The organism is Paenibacillus sp. Pae15, assembly GCF_024519685.1.
GTDB classification, from domain to species: Bacteria; Bacillota; Bacilli; order Paenibacillales; family NBRC-103111; genus Paenibacillus_G; species Paenibacillus_G naphthalenovorans.
This window is the reverse complement of the sequence record NZ_JALJRM010000031.1, coordinates 37,719-53,706: the sequence shown is the minus strand read 5'-3', so window position 1 is coordinate 53,706 and position 15,988 is coordinate 37,719. Positions and strand designations below refer to the sequence as shown.

18 protein-coding genes are annotated in these 15,988 nt (G+C 47.7%); 17 read left to right on the top strand and 1 reads right to left on the bottom strand.

The annotated features are described in order from the left end of the window. Positions 1 to 22: 22 nt before the first annotated feature. The 7 genes from NR121_RS21010 to NR121_RS20980 all read left to right on the top strand — a co-directional run bounded on the left by NR121_RS21010 (position 23) and on the right by NR121_RS20980 (position 6,036). Positions 23 to 1,138: an amidohydrolase family protein gene (locus NR121_RS21010; RefSeq protein ID WP_062410397.1), complete on the top strand. Its 1,116-nt coding sequence runs from the start codon at positions 23 to 25 to the stop codon at positions 1,136 to 1,138. Further along, positions 1,135 to 1,491 carry a Rieske (2Fe-2S) protein gene (locus NR121_RS21005; RefSeq protein ID WP_256831885.1) on the top strand — a complete coding sequence of 119 codons (357 nt, stop codon included), beginning with the start codon at positions 1,135 to 1,137 and terminating at the stop codon, positions 1,489 to 1,491. The genes NR121_RS21010 and NR121_RS21005 overlap by 4 nt, the downstream gene beginning before the upstream one ends. 91 nt (positions 1,492 to 1,582) lie before the next feature. Further along, entirely contained in the window at positions 1,583 to 2,233 is a 651-nt protein-coding gene (locus tag NR121_RS21000; RefSeq protein ID WP_054820101.1) for a GntR family transcriptional regulator, read from the top strand. A gap of 36 nt (positions 2,234 to 2,269) precedes the next feature. Continuing rightward, on the top strand, positions 2,270 to 2,929 hold the full coding sequence (locus tag NR121_RS20995; protein ID WP_137671058.1) for an RraA family protein: 660 nt from the start codon (positions 2,270 to 2,272) through the stop codon (positions 2,927 to 2,929). A 27-nt stretch (positions 2,930 to 2,956) separates the two neighbouring features. Next, complete coding sequence (locus tag NR121_RS20990; protein WP_054820104.1) at positions 2,957 to 3,976, top strand: tripartite tricarboxylate transporter substrate binding protein; 1,020 nt, start codon at positions 2,957 to 2,959, stop codon at positions 3,974 to 3,976. A gap of 92 nt (positions 3,977 to 4,068) precedes the next feature. Next, a complete protein-coding gene (locus NR121_RS20985; protein ID WP_062410400.1) occupies positions 4,069 to 4,518 on the top strand; it encodes a tripartite tricarboxylate transporter TctB family protein in 450 nt (149 codons plus the stop codon). Between the two features lie 12 nt (positions 4,519 to 4,530). Beyond that, positions 4,531 to 6,036 (top strand): tripartite tricarboxylate transporter permease, encoded by a 1,506-nt coding sequence (locus NR121_RS20980; RefSeq protein WP_235594198.1) that lies wholly within the window; start codon positions 4,531 to 4,533, stop codon positions 6,034 to 6,036. 113 nt (positions 6,037 to 6,149) lie between these two features. Here NR121_RS20980 and NR121_RS20975 read toward each other — a convergent pair whose 3' ends face one another. After that, positions 6,150 to 6,914, bottom strand: coding sequence for an IclR family transcriptional regulator (locus tag NR121_RS20975; RefSeq protein WP_062410402.1), 765 nt, complete (start codon positions 6,912 to 6,914; stop codon positions 6,150 to 6,152). A 366-nt stretch (positions 6,915 to 7,280) separates the two neighbouring features. On the opposite strand from NR121_RS20975, the gene NR121_RS20970 reads away from it, so the two are divergent. From NR121_RS20970 to NR121_RS20925, 10 genes are all read left to right on the top strand, one after another. Next, a complete protein-coding gene (locus NR121_RS20970) occupies positions 7,281 to 8,420 on the top strand; it encodes an amidohydrolase family protein (RefSeq protein ID WP_256831884.1) in 1,140 nt (379 codons plus the stop codon). Next, the gene (locus NR121_RS20965) at positions 8,417 to 8,788 is read left to right on the top strand and encodes a Rieske (2Fe-2S) protein (RefSeq protein ID WP_256831883.1); all 372 of its coding nucleotides are present in this window, start codon (positions 8,417 to 8,419) and stop codon (positions 8,786 to 8,788) included. Before NR121_RS20970 ends, NR121_RS20965 begins: the two co-directional genes overlap by 4 nt. 90 nt (positions 8,789 to 8,878) lie before the next feature. Further along, positions 8,879 to 9,772, top strand: coding sequence for a TRAP transporter substrate-binding protein (locus tag NR121_RS20960; protein ID WP_256831882.1), 894 nt, complete (start codon positions 8,879 to 8,881; stop codon positions 9,770 to 9,772). Continuing rightward, positions 9,769 to 9,912, top strand: coding sequence for a hypothetical protein (locus tag NR121_RS20955; protein ID WP_256831881.1), 144 nt, complete (start codon positions 9,769 to 9,771; stop codon positions 9,910 to 9,912). The genes NR121_RS20960 and NR121_RS20955 overlap by 4 nt, the downstream gene beginning before the upstream one ends. Positions 9,913 to 9,980: 68 nt before the next feature. Beyond that, positions 9,981 to 10,559, top strand: a complete 579-nt coding sequence (locus NR121_RS20950) for a TRAP transporter small permease (protein WP_062410406.1) — start codon at positions 9,981 to 9,983, stop codon at positions 10,557 to 10,559. After that, on the top strand, positions 10,556 to 11,836 hold the full coding sequence (locus NR121_RS20945) for a TRAP transporter large permease (protein WP_062410407.1): 1,281 nt from the start codon (positions 10,556 to 10,558) through the stop codon (positions 11,834 to 11,836). Before NR121_RS20950 ends, NR121_RS20945 begins: the two co-directional genes overlap by 4 nt. Positions 11,837 to 11,919: 83 nt before the next feature. Further along, positions 11,920 to 12,942 carry a zinc-dependent alcohol dehydrogenase gene (locus tag NR121_RS20940; protein WP_256831880.1) on the top strand — a complete coding sequence of 341 codons (1,023 nt, stop codon included), beginning with the start codon at positions 11,920 to 11,922 and terminating at the stop codon, positions 12,940 to 12,942. 33 nt (positions 12,943 to 12,975) lie between these two features. Beyond that, positions 12,976 to 13,992 carry a tripartite tricarboxylate transporter substrate binding protein gene (locus NR121_RS20935; RefSeq protein ID WP_074729652.1) on the top strand — a complete coding sequence of 339 codons (1,017 nt, stop codon included), beginning with the start codon at positions 12,976 to 12,978 and terminating at the stop codon, positions 13,990 to 13,992. A gap of 345 nt (positions 13,993 to 14,337) precedes the next feature. Next, complete coding sequence (locus NR121_RS20930; protein WP_256831879.1) at positions 14,338 to 15,453, top strand: amidohydrolase family protein; 1,116 nt, start codon at positions 14,338 to 14,340, stop codon at positions 15,451 to 15,453. Beyond that, positions 15,450 to 15,806: a Rieske (2Fe-2S) protein gene (locus tag NR121_RS20925; RefSeq protein WP_062410398.1), complete on the top strand. Its 357-nt coding sequence runs from the start codon at positions 15,450 to 15,452 to the stop codon at positions 15,804 to 15,806. Before NR121_RS20930 ends, NR121_RS20925 begins: the two co-directional genes overlap by 4 nt. Positions 15,807 to 15,988: the final 182 nt, after the last annotated feature.

Genomic DNA, 15,988 nt, shown 5'->3' with positions numbered 1-15,988 from the left:
AAACAACAGGAGGTTGAGACGTATGGAAGCGTCTGCGACGAAGAAAGCTTCTAAGTTCAATCACGGGATTATCGATTGCGATGTGCATCAGTGTGTCAAAAGCTATGACGATTTGAAGCCTTATATGCCGCGGGTATGGTGGGATCGATTGAAGGCCCACAATGCGACATTGCCTTTTCTCTTGTACCGTCCGATCCCCTTGGAACGCAGCGATGCAGCACCCGGCAACGGACTTCCTCCGGGCTCCGACCCCGAATTCGCGAAGGCCGATTTACTGGATCGCTACAATATAGAAAGAGCGATTCTGACAGGCAACCTGTTGTCCATCTCGGCGCACAACAATCCGGATTACGCCGCGGCGCTGGCCTCCGCATTCAACGACTACACGATGGATACGTGGCTTCCAAGCGATGAGCGCTGGTTGGGGTCGATTGTCATCGCAACGCAAGACCCGCTGCTCGCCGCCAAAGAAATCGATCGTCTGGGGTCGCATCCGAGAGTAGTTCAAGTGCTTATGACGTCCGGATCACGCGAGCCTTACGGACAGCGACGCTACTATCCGATCTACGAAGCGGCGGTACGCAACAACCTGGTGATCGGGATTCACGGCGGCGGGGAAGGAGACGGCATCAACCCGCCGACAACGGCAGCAGGGTACCCGACGACGAACTTTGAGCGCCACAACATCCTGGCGATCCACCACATGTCGCAGTTGAACAGCCTTGTTTGTGAAGGCGTTTTCGAAACGTTCCCGACGTTGAAGGTGGCTTTTATCGAGGGCGGCTTGGGCTGGCTGCCGCATCTGATGTGGCGGATGGACAAAAACTTCCGTGCGATGCGCAGCGAAGTGCCGTGGTTGAAGTACAAGCCGAGCGAATATATTTTGAAGCATGTCCGCTTGACGACCCAGCCGATCGAAGAGCCGGACAACAGGGAACTGGTTCAAATGCTCCAATTGATGCGAGCCGAAAAAACGGTAATGTTCTCGACGGATTATCCGCATTGGGACAACGACGCTCCATTATTCGTGTTGAACAAGCTGCCTGAAGAGATGCGCCGGCGGGTAGCGTATGAGAACGCCGCCGAGATGTATCAGCTGCAGGAAAGAGGCTTGCTGGCAGGAGGTGTAGCGAAATGACGAAGTATGATGCCGTCGGAGTAGAAGTGCTTGAAGCCGGAGCATGCAAGATTGTAACGATTGCGGGAAAAAGCATCGGCGTATACTATAACGGCAAAGAATATTATGCGATCCGCAATGTGTGTCCTCACCAGCAGGTCGAGCTGTGTAAAGGGAAGTTCACGGGAACGACGCTGGAATCCAGGCCGCATGAATACATTTACGGAAGAGAAGGCGAGATTCTGACCTGTCCCTGGCATGCATGGGAGTTTGACGTGAAGACGGGGAAGGCACTGGTCGACCCGGACCGGTACAGAGTGAAAGTGTACGAGGTATCGGTTGAAAATAACAGAGTATGGGTGCATGTGGATTAAATGGTGTTTTTAGCTGATCATCATTCTCGTTAATTCTCTCGATAACTATAAATTTATGGGTCATATAGTATGGGATTCTGGGAGCTGAAACATGATAACGCTTAAATTGGATCCGGAAGGGGATTCACTCAGTGAACGCGTTTATCTGTCTTTAAGACAAGCGCTCTTAAAGGGAGAACTTTATCCCGGTTTCCGGTTGGTCGTTTTAGATATCGCCAATTCTCTAGGGATAAGTCAAGCTCCGGTCAGAGAGGCCATGGAACGGCTGAAACAAGAAGGCTTGCTCATCAGCAAGCATAACAAAGGTTCATTCGTATCCGATATTACGCAGAAGAAAATCGAGGACATCTATGAAATGCGGGAGCTGATTGAAGGCTTTGCCGTAAAGAGAGCGCTGCCAACATTGAAATCAAGCGACATCGATTATTTGAACCGATTGTATTCGGAAATGAAAAGGTGTGCCCAAGAGGATGATGTATTCCGATTGATCGAATATGACATGCGCTTTCATGGTTTGTTCTACGAACGCTGCGGCAATGAAGTCCTGTCTCAGCAATGGAATCAGATCCATGTTCAAATCAAGAGATTCATAGCGGTAGCGACGCAAATCTATTTCCCTAACTTGGAAGCGGTTGCAGACAGCCATATTCCGCTTCTCCGTTCTTTGGAAAACGGCGACGTTCATGAAGCGGAAGCCATCTTTAGCGATCATATCAAAGTATGGTGGCGGACGAAAAAATGAGTTGTCCAATAAAATCGGATAAAGGAGTGAGAAGGATTGCCAGAATCCCAGCAGTATTATGATACGCTGCAAGAAAAGCTGTACTCCGCCGTTATTTCTGATATCCTGGATGCTCACGGCTACAGAAATCAGACCATGCATCCGGATATTCGGCCGCTGACTCCGGATATGGTTGTCGTGGGACGAGCCAAAACGGTGCAGGTGGCTGATGTGCACCGGATTCCGGAAAAGCCTTATGAGAAACAGATTCAGGTTCTGGATGCGATTCAACCAGGCGAGATTTTTGTAGGAGCGGTCAACGGCTCTAAACGCTCAGCCTTTTTTGGAGAACTGATGTCAACAGCGACACAGGTTGCCGGCGGCAGAGGAGCCATCATCGACGGGATGGTCAGAGACGCCAAAAAAATTCTGGAATTAGGATTCCCCGTATTTTCTATAGGATTTCGGCCTACCGATTCCCTGGGGCGAAATGAAGTGATCGAGTACGACGTTACGATCGAATGCGGCGGAGTTACCGTTCAGCCGGGAGATCTCATTTTTGGCGATATGGATGGCGTTGTCGTAATTCCAAAGGCAATAGAAAAGCTGGTCATAGAGCAGGCGCTGGATAAAGTCAGCGGAGAAAATCTGGTTCGCAACAAAATTCGTGAAGGCATGAAAGTTTCAGAAGTGTTTCAAACCTATGGTATTTTATAAAACAAATGAAAACTAGGGGGATATACGATGAACAAAACAATGAAACTTGGAACGGTTGGATTACTTCTTGGAGCGACAATACTGGCTTCAGCCTGTGGCAATCAAGCATCTACGCCAGCAGGGGGATCCGATGCAGCGGAAACACCTAAAAAAGAAGCTGTGAAGTTCCCTACAAAGCCGATTGAGCTTATCGTACCTTTCGCTGCCGGCGGAGGAACGGATCTGGTGGGCCGTGCTATAGCCGAAGCACTGAAGCCTTTGCTTGGACAAGATGTCGTGGTTGTCAATAAGACCGGCGGATCCGGTTCAGTCGGAATGAATGAAGTCGCTCAAGCCAAGGCCGACGGGTACAAAATGGTCATGGCGACACGGGAGATTGTCTCGAATCCGCTACTTGGTCTTGCGCCATTTAAAACGACCGATTTCAAGTTTGTAGGGAACATTAACAGAGACCCCGCCATGATTGTCGTTTCCTCCAAATCGAAATACAAAACGTTTGAGGACCTGATTAACGATATCAAAGCCAACCCTGGAAAATTAAATTTCGCTTCATCCTCTACACCTAGCTTATATGGTATTCCATTTGCCGAAGCTGCCAATTTGGATTTTATTACGATTCCTTTCCAAGGTTCGGCCCAGGCGATTGTCGAGGTATTGGGCGGCAGAGCTGAATTCGGAATTTACAACCCGGGCGAAGTCAAATCCCAAATCGAAAGTGGAGATTTACGCCCGCTCGCAGTAATGAACGACAAGCGGCTTGAAGGATTCTTCAAGGATGTGCCGACTGTAAAGGAAAAAGGAATTAATGTCGATTGGGCCGGAACTTACCGCGGGATTGCCGTACCTAAAGATACGCCGGATGAAGTTGTAAAAGTGTTGGAAGAAGCGCTTGGCAAAGCAGTGAAGGATCAAAAGTTTGTTGAATTCATGAATAAACAAAATCTGTTTATTGATTATTTAAATTCAGCAGAATTCCAGGAAATGATTAAGAAGGATACGGTAGCATTGGATGCCATTGTACAGGTAGTGAACAAGCAAAAGAAATAATCATGAGGAATGGGGGCGGAGCATGATCTGGTCAATTCTCCCGCCCCTTTCGAATGCTTTGACCCTGTACTTTTGAGAAAGGGTGTGTAAGATTGAAAAACGCGGGTATGTGGGCGGCTTTACTTCTGCTCGGATTTTCAGGATTTATGTTTTGGCAGTCTTTATCTTATCCTTATTATACTCCTGCGGGCCCTGGGCCTGGTTTTCTTCCAAGATGGATATGCATCGCTTTAATCGTGCTCTCTATTTTGTATCTGTGGGAATCGATTAAGAAAAGCGTGATTTATTTTTCGGAAATTTTACCAAAAGGAAGGCCTTTAGCCAGTGTGCTTGTTGCATTAGGTTCCTTGCTCGTATTTATTGTCATTGTAGATTTTACGGGGTTTGTCATTTCTGCTGTCGTGTTATTGTTTATCTCTTTGGTTCGGGAATATAAGTGGTATTCGGCACTAGGCATTTCGATTGTCACTTCACTATTTGTTTTTTATGTGTTTTATACGCTGTTGGGTGTTCCACTGCCTGTGAACGCACTCGGATGGTAAGGAGGAAATAATTTGGAGTCGTTTGCACAACTAATCATGGGATTTGAGACAGCTCTGAGTTGGTGGAATCTGCTGTACTGTTTAATTGGAGTTACCATCGGAATGCTAGTTGGCGTCCTGCCTGGTTTAGGGCCGACAACCGCTACGGCACTTTTGCTGCCGATCACTTTCTCGATGGAGCCCGTGTCGGCCATCATCATGCTGGCGGGGATTTATTACGGTTCCCTGTATGGCGGCACCATCACTTCAGTCCTGATTAATACACCAGGTGAAGCGGCCTCGGTAATCACCTGTCTCGACGGTCATCCGCTTGCCAAACAAGGTAGGGCTGGAACCGCGTTGGGCGTTGCCGGTATCGGTTCCTTTATCGGAGGGATTTTCACGACGCTGGGGCTCGTATTTGTTGCGCCTCCACTCGCCGCAATGGCATTGGAATTCGGTCCTCCGGAATTTTTCGCGCTTATTTTGGTTGGCCTGGTCATGGTCATTGGTTTAATGGGAAAATCATTGGTTCGCGGATTGATATCCGCCCTTCTGGGTTTAATCCTATCCTTGGTTGGTATGGATACGATTTCAGGGGCCGTGCGTTTTGATTTAGGGCAGCCCTTTTTAATGAGCGGTTTGGATTTTGTGACCATCACCATGGGTTTATTCGGAATTTCCGAGGTCCTTTCCGGGATGGAAAACATGTCAAAAGCGGAGAAGCCCGCCAAGGTAAAGGGACTTCTTCCCAAACGGGAAGAATGGCCGGCTACGTTAAAGGCGATTGGCCGTGGTACAGGAATTGGATTTTTAACAGGTCTCATTCCAGGCTCCAACTCCGTTATACCTGCAATCCTGTCTTATTCTTTAGAAAAAAAGCTTGCCAAGGACCCTTCAAGGTTCGGTAAAGGCGCCATTGAAGGCGTTGCAGGGCCGGAGACAGCGAACAATGCTTACTGCGGCTCGGCCATGATTCCATTGTTCACACTGGGAATTCCGAGTTCACCAACGATTGCAATTCTTTTTGGAGCTTTTATCATGCACGGCCTTACGCCAGGGCCTACTTTATTCCAAACCAACCCGGACATCGTTTGGGCGATTATTGCCAGTATGTTCATCGGGAATACGATTCTTCTGATCATGAACCTGCCGATGGCGGGGATGTGGGCGAAGATTGCCATGGTTCCCGGGAAATTGCTTTATCCTATGATTATTGTCGTTTCCGTAATCGGAGCCTATAGCGTAAACAACAGCCTTTGGGACGTAGGGATCATGTTTGTGTTCGGTGTTGTCGGATACTTTATGAAAAAACTGGAAATTCCTTTGGCGCCTCTCGTATTGACTTTTGTTCTGGGTAAAATGCTGGAGACTTCTTTGCTGCAGTCGTTAATCTTCTTCAAGGGTGACTTTATGGGTTTCTTCCAACGCCCTATCGCAGGCACGTTACTGGTAATTTCAGCGGTGATTTTGATCTTTAGCATTTATTCCAGCGTTAGAAACAAAAGAGGCTTCCTTGCGGATGACGTTGAAGCGTAATCCATTCATTCCTTCATATGATGAAAATTTTAGTTAATATGATGAAATAGATGAGTATATCGACGAGCCCAGACCTTTATCAGGTACTGGGTTCGTTTCGTTAGGCGGCCGGATTAATTGTCCTTAAGCAGAGAGGTGATCCGGTTTGTCGCTTCTTGGATGGCTGCGATCATCTCCGGTTCCCTTTTCTCCTGAGCCGTGACGAACGGGATACAGATGCTCATACTGGCAATCATTTGGCCGGTGGAATCATAGATAGGAGCGGCAAAACATTTGCAGGCTTCATAGGATTCGGCATCATCAATGCTGTAGCCTCTCTTTCTTATTCGTTCCAGTTCGGCAATGAGCTCATCCACGCTGGTGATCGTATTAGCGGTTAATTTTTCAAATGGGTACCCTTCATACAGCAATCTGATCTGCTCATTGGAGTGGGCGGACAAAAGCATTTTGCCAACGGCTGTAATATAGGCGCTTTGGGCCCGGCCGACCTCCATATGATAGCGCAGGGGATTGGTCGATTCCTCAAAAGCAATGTAGACGATATCCAAGCCGTCCAGAACAGCCAGGTGGACATTTTCGTTAAATTTGCTTTTGATTTGCTTCATAATGGGCTTGGCTATCGGAACTAAAGGAGTGGCAGACATCATATTGGAAAATTGATAAAATTTGGAGCCCAAAAAAAGCTTGCGGGATTCGTCCATTTTTAAGTACCTGCGCTGCAGCATCGTATGTACCAGCGCATGGATGCTGCTGTCGGCGATATTAAGCTTTTTGCCTAACTCCCGAATATGAAGCCCGTCACTGTGCTTTACCAACGCCTCTAGTATATCAAACACCCGATCTGCAGATTTGACCGGTGTGAAAGGCTTGTTTTTCATCGGACAACCCCCAAAAGTACATGATGTTACCCTGATTATAGCATAGCCGGCCCGGTCTAAGTATATGTTCATCTCATGATATTGTCGTTTAATAGGGTATATTTTTTATCATATACGAAAAGAGATTCCCTGTATATGAAATTTAAGGAAATTTTTCGTTTGACAAGAAAACGGATACAAAGTAACATATTACATATATAGAAAAACTAATATCTCATATGTGAAAATTTTCGACTTCAACCATCGATAATGAGGGGAAAGTGATGCCGGCAGACGTGAGTTCCACTGATTTGAAAGCGATTCTAAAAAATGCGGGTGGTAAAGCTTACATGGTTAATGATTAATCTATTGAGGGAGTGATCATGAATGGCACAAGTTGAAGTCAAAGCACCGGAAAAAAAGGTTCGAATGAAACGTTCGATGATTGACTGTGACGTCCATCATCTTGCACCAGTATCAGCGATAAAGGACAATTTACCCAGATTCTACCGTGATCAGATTGATTTGTGGGGATGGAGGCTTCCGGGTCCGATCTATTTAAACGGCGGGGTTCAGGGGTTAACCGTTGACTCGACTCCTCCGGACGGCACCAACCCTCTTGGCGGTCGCGGTGACCTGGAATATTTGAGGTCGCAGCACCTGGATCCGTTCAACGTCGAATACGGCATATTAACCGGAAGCGATTACTCATTCCAAGCTTCACCCGATCCCGATTATGCGGCAGCGATCTGTTCCGCGCTTAATGATTATACGATAGAGCATTGGACTTCAAAGGACAAAAGGCTGAAGGCCTCTTTGTTTATTGCAAAGCAGGATCCGCTGCTGGCAGCCAAAGAGATCGACCGGATCGGTTCGCATCCGGACATGGTTCAGGTTATCGTGGCGAACGGTGCTGAGAAGCCCTATGGAAACCGTTTTTACCATCCGATTTATGAGGCTTGTGTGCGGCATAATTTGCCGTTCAACATCCATGTGCTTACCGAAGGGCTAGGCATCAACACAGGACCGACAGGTGCCGGTTATGTGACCTACTACCCCGAGTATAGGGCTGCAAGACCGCAGGTCATGATGGCGCACCTGGCCAGCTTTATCTTTGAAGGGGTGTTCGAGAAATTCCCGACATTGAAGGTTGTGCTTCAAGAGGCCGGTGCGTTCTGGATTGCACCGTTCTTATGGAAGCTGGATTCCGATTGGAAAAGTCTCCGTTTCCAAACGCCATGGGTGAAAAAAGCGCCCAGCGAATATTTTCGCAGCAACGTCAGAGTGACCTCCCAGCCGATCGAGATGCCGCCGAGCACAGAGCTGTTCCAGCAAATGATGAAGGCAATTTATGCCGATGAATGCTTAATGTTCTGCAGCGATTTTCCGCATTGGGATTTTGATTCTCCGCTGTTGACATTCCCTAAATTGGATGATGCGCTATGGGAAAGAATCTTCTATCAGAATGCAGCGGACTTATATGAACTTCCCGCACGAAGAAGCGATCAAGGAGGAGCAGAGGGATGAAACGGTTTTTGGCAGGAAAGGTATCCGAAATTCCTGAGGGTTCAAAGAAAATAATTCAGGCCGAAGGACGTAGCGTCGGCGTTTATAATATAGCGGGGCAATATTATGCGCTGCGCAGCACCTGCCCGCATCAGGGAGCTGAGCTTTGTTCCGGTATTACGGCATCGTATATTACTTCTTCCGGTCCGGGAGATTTTGTTTACGAACGCGAAGGCGAGATCGTCCGCTGCCCTTGGCACCAATGGGAATTCGATATTAAGACGGGCTGTATGATCACGGATCCGAAGATGAGGACGAAAACATATGATGTCACCGTGGAACGGTACGATGTCTCCGTTGAGGAGAATCAGGTGTATGTCCATCTGTAGGAGACTGTACTTGTACATAAAGCCGGGCTTGGAGCCTGGCTTTCTATGTAAGCGAGAAGATTATCCATATGGGATGGAGGTAATATTTTTATGAAGAAGAGAGGAATGACTCTGGGGTTAGCAGCTGTAATGGCATTGAGCACGCTATTGGCCGGATGCGGAACCGGCAGCACCCAAGCCACCGGCACGCAAGGAGCAGGCGGCACGGCCAAAACCGTTGAGCTGAAATTTGGTCATGTACTATCCCAGGATAGCCACTTTCAGGTGATGGCCGACAAGATGGCGGAGCTGGCTGCAGCAAAGTCCAATGGTACCATTAAAATTACGGTGTTCCCTCAATCTCAGTTAGGCGGGGACTCGAAGATGATTCAGTCCATGCGTACAGGAGTTCAAGCATTGTCGATTACGAATCAGGCCTCGCTGGTAAATACGGTTCCGGAATTGACGATTTTCGATCTGCCTTACTTGTTTGACAGCATAGATCAAGCGAATAAAGTGCTTAACGGCCCCGTAGGTCAAAAATATCTGGATTTGCTCCCGCAGCATGGACTTATCGGGTTGGGGTATATGAGTGTAGTGGAACGCAACGTATTTGCCAACAAAGCGATCCATAAGCCCGGGGACATGAAATCATTAAAGCTCAGAACGATGCAGGCCCCGGGGCACATCAAAGCTTATGAACTGCTGGGGACACAACCGACGCCGATGGCTTATTCCGAAGTGTATTTGTCCCTGCAGCAAGGGGTGGTAGACGGAGGAGATACGCCTCCCGACCAATTTATTATGGATAAATTTATTGAAGTAGCCAAGTTCTATAACATGACCAAGATTCATTACTTGCCTCTGATTTTGACGATGTCCAAAATGCAATGGGATAAGATGAGTCCGGAACAACAAAAGACCGTTCAAGAAGTGGCCAAAGAAGCATTGGCCTTCCAAACCGAATACTACAAAAAAGAATACCATGATTCGCTCGAAAGATGAAGGCGGCCGGGGTTAAGGTCATCGAAACCGATGTCAACGCTTTGAAGGAACAAACCAGTAAGGCTTACGATGTGATTTTGAAGGATATTCCGAACGGAAAACAGCTTTTGGAAGAAATTGAAGCTGCAAAGAAACAATAATTGGTTATGGGGGCTGAAATGGCCCCCATCTGTACCCTTCAAGCCGACAATAGAAAGGGGTTGATTTTGTGCTGCTCATCAAATTCGTTGATAAGTTAAATAAAGTGATGGAATGCCTTGCCGGATTCGCATTGGCACTGATGACTGCCGTTGTATTTGTGCAGGTATTCGTTCGATTTGTACTTGGCGAATTGGGCATTCAGGCATCGGTGCCATGGACGGAGGAATTGGCAAGATATCTCATGATTTGGGCCATTTTTATCGGTGCAGCCGTTGCTGCGCGTAGAGTCGATTCGCTAGCTGTGGAAATCTTGATTCAGGTCGTTCCGCCGTCAGCGGGAAAAATATTGAAACTCACTGCCTATCTATTCGTTCTTGTTTTTTATGTGTGCATTTTCTTTGTTGGCTTAGAAATGGCACAATTCGGATTCTCAGAAAAGGCTCCCGTCTTGAAAGTGCCGATGGTTTACGTATACTCGGCGATGTCCATAGGCGCAGCTTTGACGATTTTGAATACGGTCACATCTTTAATCGATATTTACGTTAACAAAAAGGATATTCTGGATACATCAGATGAAGAAATAAACGCAGAAGTCGAGGCGGCAATAGAAGATTACAAGAAGAACAGAAAGGAGATCGCCGTATGATTTCGTTATTGTTCATTTCCTTTATTGTTTTTCTGTTCATCAGCCTTCCGATTGCTGTTTGTTTGGGCTTTGCTTCCTTAGTGGCTTTATATTTGAAAGGGATTCCTCTGATTACAGTGGCTCAATCCGTATTTGAAAGCTTGGACTCCTTTGCTCTGATGGCGGTTCCCTTCTTCATATTGGCGGGTAACCTGATGCAGACTGGCGGCATGTCCAGACGATTAATTAACCTGGCGAATGTTCTGGTCGGTTGGTTCAGGGGCGGTCTGGGATCGGTAGCTGTGTTAACCTCCATGTTTTTTGCGACCATTTCAGGCTCCTCGTCTGCAACAACGGCAGCAGTGGGTTCAACACTAATACCGGCGATGGAGAATAAGGGGTATCCGAAGAACTTCGCCACGGCTACATGTGCCGCTTCCGGTGAGCTTGGAGTCATCATTCCTCCGTCCATTCCCATGGTCGTTTATGGTTTAGTTGCGAACGTTTCGGTTGGCAGCTTATTTTTGGGCGGATTTATTCCAGGTATTATGATTGGTCTTTCCCTCATTCTGGTCATTATCATTGTTGCGAGAGTGAAAGGCTTTGACGTTGTCAATCGAACAAACAAACGTCAATGGTTGAAAGATTTGTGGAAAGCATTTCTGGATTCGGCGTTAGCCCTCCTCATGCCCTTCATTATTCTCGGGGGGATCTATAAAGGCTGGTTTACACCCACAGAGGCTTCTGTCATTGCGGTGGTTTACGGTTTTGTCATCGGGATGTTCGTTTATCGCGAGATTAAATGGAAAGATTTAATGCCCATTTTTTCCAGATCGATTCTTGCGACCGCAGTCATCATGATGATTGTAGGCTATGCATCGATTTTCGGTTACATCTTGACCGTTGAAGAGGTCCCGCAAAGGCTGGGTAAAGCGATAGCCGAATTCTCGGATAATCCTATTGTCTTTTTGTTGTTGGTCAATATCTTCTTATTTGTTGCGGGAACGATCATGGAAGCGTTAATCACCATTATTATTGTAGCCCCTATTCTGGCTCCGATTGCTATACAATTTGGAATCGATCCTGTTCACTTCGGGATTATTATGGTGGTTAACGTTGCGATCGGCATGTTAACTCCGCCGGTAGCCGTAAATCTGGTGGTGGCCTGTCAAATTGCCAAATTGAAAATGAGCCAATTGACTCGTCCTGTATTGTTATACCTGGGCATTTTAACTTTAGATGTTCTAATCATCAGCTACGTTCCCATACTATCTACCTGGCTTCCTTCATTTATGTAGTGTCGGGTAAACAGCGTAAGGGGAATGCGGCATCATGATCTGCTTAATCGGGTGAAACAAATAAATAAATACGTGGGGAGAAAATGATGATGAAAGCTGCGTTTTATGAAGGAAACAGAACGATTCGGGTAGGAGAAGGCCTCAGTGTGCCGCCTCGCACAGGGGAAGTGCAAATTGAGGTTTCGCATGCCGGCATTTGCGGAACGGATCTGCATATTTTTCACGGCCATATGGACAAAAGAGTAAGCTTTCCTCATGTTATGGGTCATGAGATGTCGGGGGTGATTCATGCGTTAGGAGAGGGCGTTACCGGTTATGCCGTTGGAGACCGTGTGACGGTGATGCCTCTAAGCCCATGCGGTCAGTGTCCAGCCTGTTCAGCCGGACACAACCACATCTGCCAGAACTTGAAATTTCTCGGCATTGAAACGCCCGGAGCCTTTCAAAGCTTGTGGACGGTACCTGCCTTTACCCTGCACCGTCTTCCGGATAGCTTATCCTTAGAGCATGGGGCCATGATCGAACCGCTGGCTGTGGCATGTCACGATGTAAGAATCGGTGAAGTAACAAGCGGGGAATATATTGTCGTGCTTGGCGGAGGGCCGATCGGCATGCTGATTGCTCTGGTAGCCAGAGAAGCGGGAGCCAAAGTATTAATATCGGAAATCAATCCGTTTCGTCTGGAATTAGCCAAAGCGCTCGGTTTGGATACGATCAATCCAAAAGAAGCAGACATTGTCGAATATGTCAATAAACAAACGGGAATGGCAGGAGCCGACGTCGTGTTCGAAGTCACCTCATCGGCAGCCGGAGCGGAAGTCATGACCCGACTGCCCCGTACGCGTGGCCGCATTGTAGTGGTGGGGATTTTTACACAGCCGCCGAAAGTGGACCTCCACCGGTTTTTCTGGCGGGAGTTAAAAATGTCCGGAGCAAGAGTGTATGAGCATGAGGATTTTGAAAAAGCGATACAGCTGTCCGCATCCGGTCAATTGCCGCTGGATCGTTTGATTACTGAAATTTATCCTCTGGAGCGGTTGGAGGAAGGATTCAGGCAAATGGAAAGCGGAAGCAGCGTAATGAAAATTTTACTGAAGTGCTCCTGATTTTGATCTTATACGACTAGGGGGATAACCGGTATGAAAAAAACATCGGCCATCATTGCAACAGGCTCTCTTCTTCTGATGACTCTGTTCGCTTCAGGCTGCGGAAATCAATACGTGAATTCGAGTTCGGCGGAAACGAAGCCGGAAAAGAAAGAAGAAAAAAAGACCATTAATTATCCTGCGAAGCCGATTGAAATCATAGTTCCTTTTGCTGCAGGAGGCGGGACGGATATCATGTGGCGCGCTCTGGCTGAATCGATGAAGACGGTGCTTGGCCAGGATGTCGTTATTGTGAATAAAACCGGCGGATCCGGTGCGGTAGGCATGAATGAAGGGCTTCAAGCGAAGCCCGACGGATACAAATTAACGGCGGCAAACCGTGAAATTGCAGCCCTTCCTGTGCTCGGTCTGGCCCCGTTTAAAACATTCGATTTTAAGTTTATCGGTAAGGTCAATACGGATCCCGCCATGGTGGTTGTTTCTTCCAAATCAAAATATCAAACATTTGAAGAGTTGGTTGCCGATATCAAAGCCAATCCGGGAAAGCTGAATTTCGCCTCCTCCTCCACACCAAGCTATTACGGCATTCCATTTGCCGAAGCTGCCGATCTGGATTTTGTCACGATTCCTTTCCAAGGCACGGGGCAGGCCATTATAGAGGTTTTGGGCGGAAGAGCCGAATTCGGAATTTATGGGATCGGTGAAGTAAAAAATCACATCGAAAGCGGGGGATTGCGTCCGTTGGCCCTTATGGCGGATAAACGAGACGAAGGTTATTTTAAAGATGTGCCGACCATGAAGGAAAAAGGGATCAACGTGATTGCCCATGCCTATCGCGGTCTTGCCGCACCAGGCGGTACACCCGACGAAATCATAAAGATCCTGGAAGATGCTCTCGCCAAGGCAGTGAAGGATCCCAAATTTATTGCGTTCATGAATAAACAAAACCTGTTCATTGACTATCAGAATGGAGCAGACTTTAAAAAGATGCTTGAACAAGATCTGAAAGATTTGGAAGTGGTCGCAGAGGTCGTAAAAAGGCAGAAATAATATATAGAAAAAGTGAATTGACAGATGGGTTGATTGTGCTATAATGTGAAGTATAAAGATTAACTGATATATTAGATATCAGTTAATCTCTGTTTACAACAGGATTTAGAATGTTGAAGAGATGGAAAGCGGGGATCAAAGATCTGTTGAAGGATGTGACCTACAGAAAAAACTATAACAAGTAGAGCTGGATGGCACAAAAATGGAACCGTTTACATTTTGCTGGAGTCTGTATTGTAAGGAATTTACATGCATTCATGTTGGCCTGATGGGGCCATTTCAAGCATGGATGTACGCGGTTTGTGGTCGAAGGCTGGATTCAAAAACAACAGGAGGTTGAGACGTATGGAAGCGTCTGCGACGAAGAAAGCTTCTAAGTTCAATCACGGGATTATCGATTGCGATGTGCATCAGTGTGTCAAAAGCTATGACGATTTGAAGCCTTATATGCCGCGGGTATGGTGGGATCGATTGAAGGCCCACAATGCGACATTGCCTTTTCTCTTGTACCGTCCGATCCCCTTGGAACGCAGCGATGCAGCACCCGGCAACGGACTTCCTCCGGGCTCCGACCCCGAATTCGCGAAGGCCGATTTACTGGATCGCTACAATATAGAAAGAGCGATTCTGACAGGCAACCTGTTGTCCATCTCGGCGCACAACAATCCGGATTACGCCGCGGCGCTGGCCTCCGCATTCAACGACTACACGATGGATACGTGGCTTCCAAGCGATGAGCGCTGGTTGGGGTCGATTGTCATCGCAACGCAAGACCCGCTGCTCGCCGCCAAAGAAATCGATCGTCTGGGGTCGCATCCGAGAGTAGTTCAAGTGCTTATGACGTCCGGATCACGCGAGCCTTACGGACAGCGACGCTACTATCCGATCTACGAAGCGGCGGTACGCAACAACCTGGTGATCGGGATTCACGGCGGCGGGGAAGGAGACGGCATCAACCCGCCGACAACGGCAGCAGGGTACCCGACGACGAACTTTGAGCGCCACAACATCCTGGCGATCCACCACATGTCGCAGTTGAACAGCCTTGTTTGTGAAGGCGTTTTCGAAACGTTCCCGACGTTGAAGGTGGCTTTTATCGAGGGCGGCTTGGGCTGGCTGCCGCATCTGATGTGGCGGATGGACAAAAACTTCCGTGCGATGCGCAGCGAAGTGCCGTGGTTGAAGTACAAGCCGAGCGAATATATTTTGAAGCATGTCCGCTTGACGACCCAGCCGATCGAAGAGCCGGACAACAGGGAACTGGTTCAAATGCTCCAATTGATGCGAGCCGAAAAAACGGTAATGTTCTCGACGGATTATCCGCATTGGGACAACGACGCTCCATTATTCGTGTTGAACAAGCTGCCTGAAGAGATGCGCCGGCGGGTAGCGGATGAGAACGCCGCCGAGATGTATCAGCTGCAGGAAAGAGGCTTGCTGGCAGGAGGTGTAGCGAAATGACGAAGTATGATGCCGTCGGAGTAGAAGAGCTTGAAGCCGGAGCATGCAAGATTGTAACGATTGCGGGAAAAAGCATCGGCGTATACTATAACGGCAAAGAATATTATGCGATCCGCAATGTGTGTCCTCACCAGCAGGTCGAGCTGTGTAAAGGGAAGTTCACGGGAACGACGCTGGAATCCAGGCCGCATGAATACATTTACGGAAGAGAAGGCGAGATTCTGACCTGTCCCTGGCATGCATGGGAGTTTGACGTGAAGACGGGGAAGGCGCTGGTCGACCCGGACCGGTACAGAGTGAAAGTGTACGAGGTATCGGTTGAAAATAACAGAGTATGGGTGCATGTGGATTAACCGTTATTATACAGTACGCCCTTAGACAGATCGTCTGTCTAAGGGTATTTTCCGTTTCCTCTCGTCCTGTAAACAGCAATCCATAAACGGCTTTTTCAGGCGTTCTTTTTCACCTGCGGGATTGAATAATCGCCGTTTTTTTCATATTCGGTTCTCTCCTTGTAAAGAATAATGGTATTCTA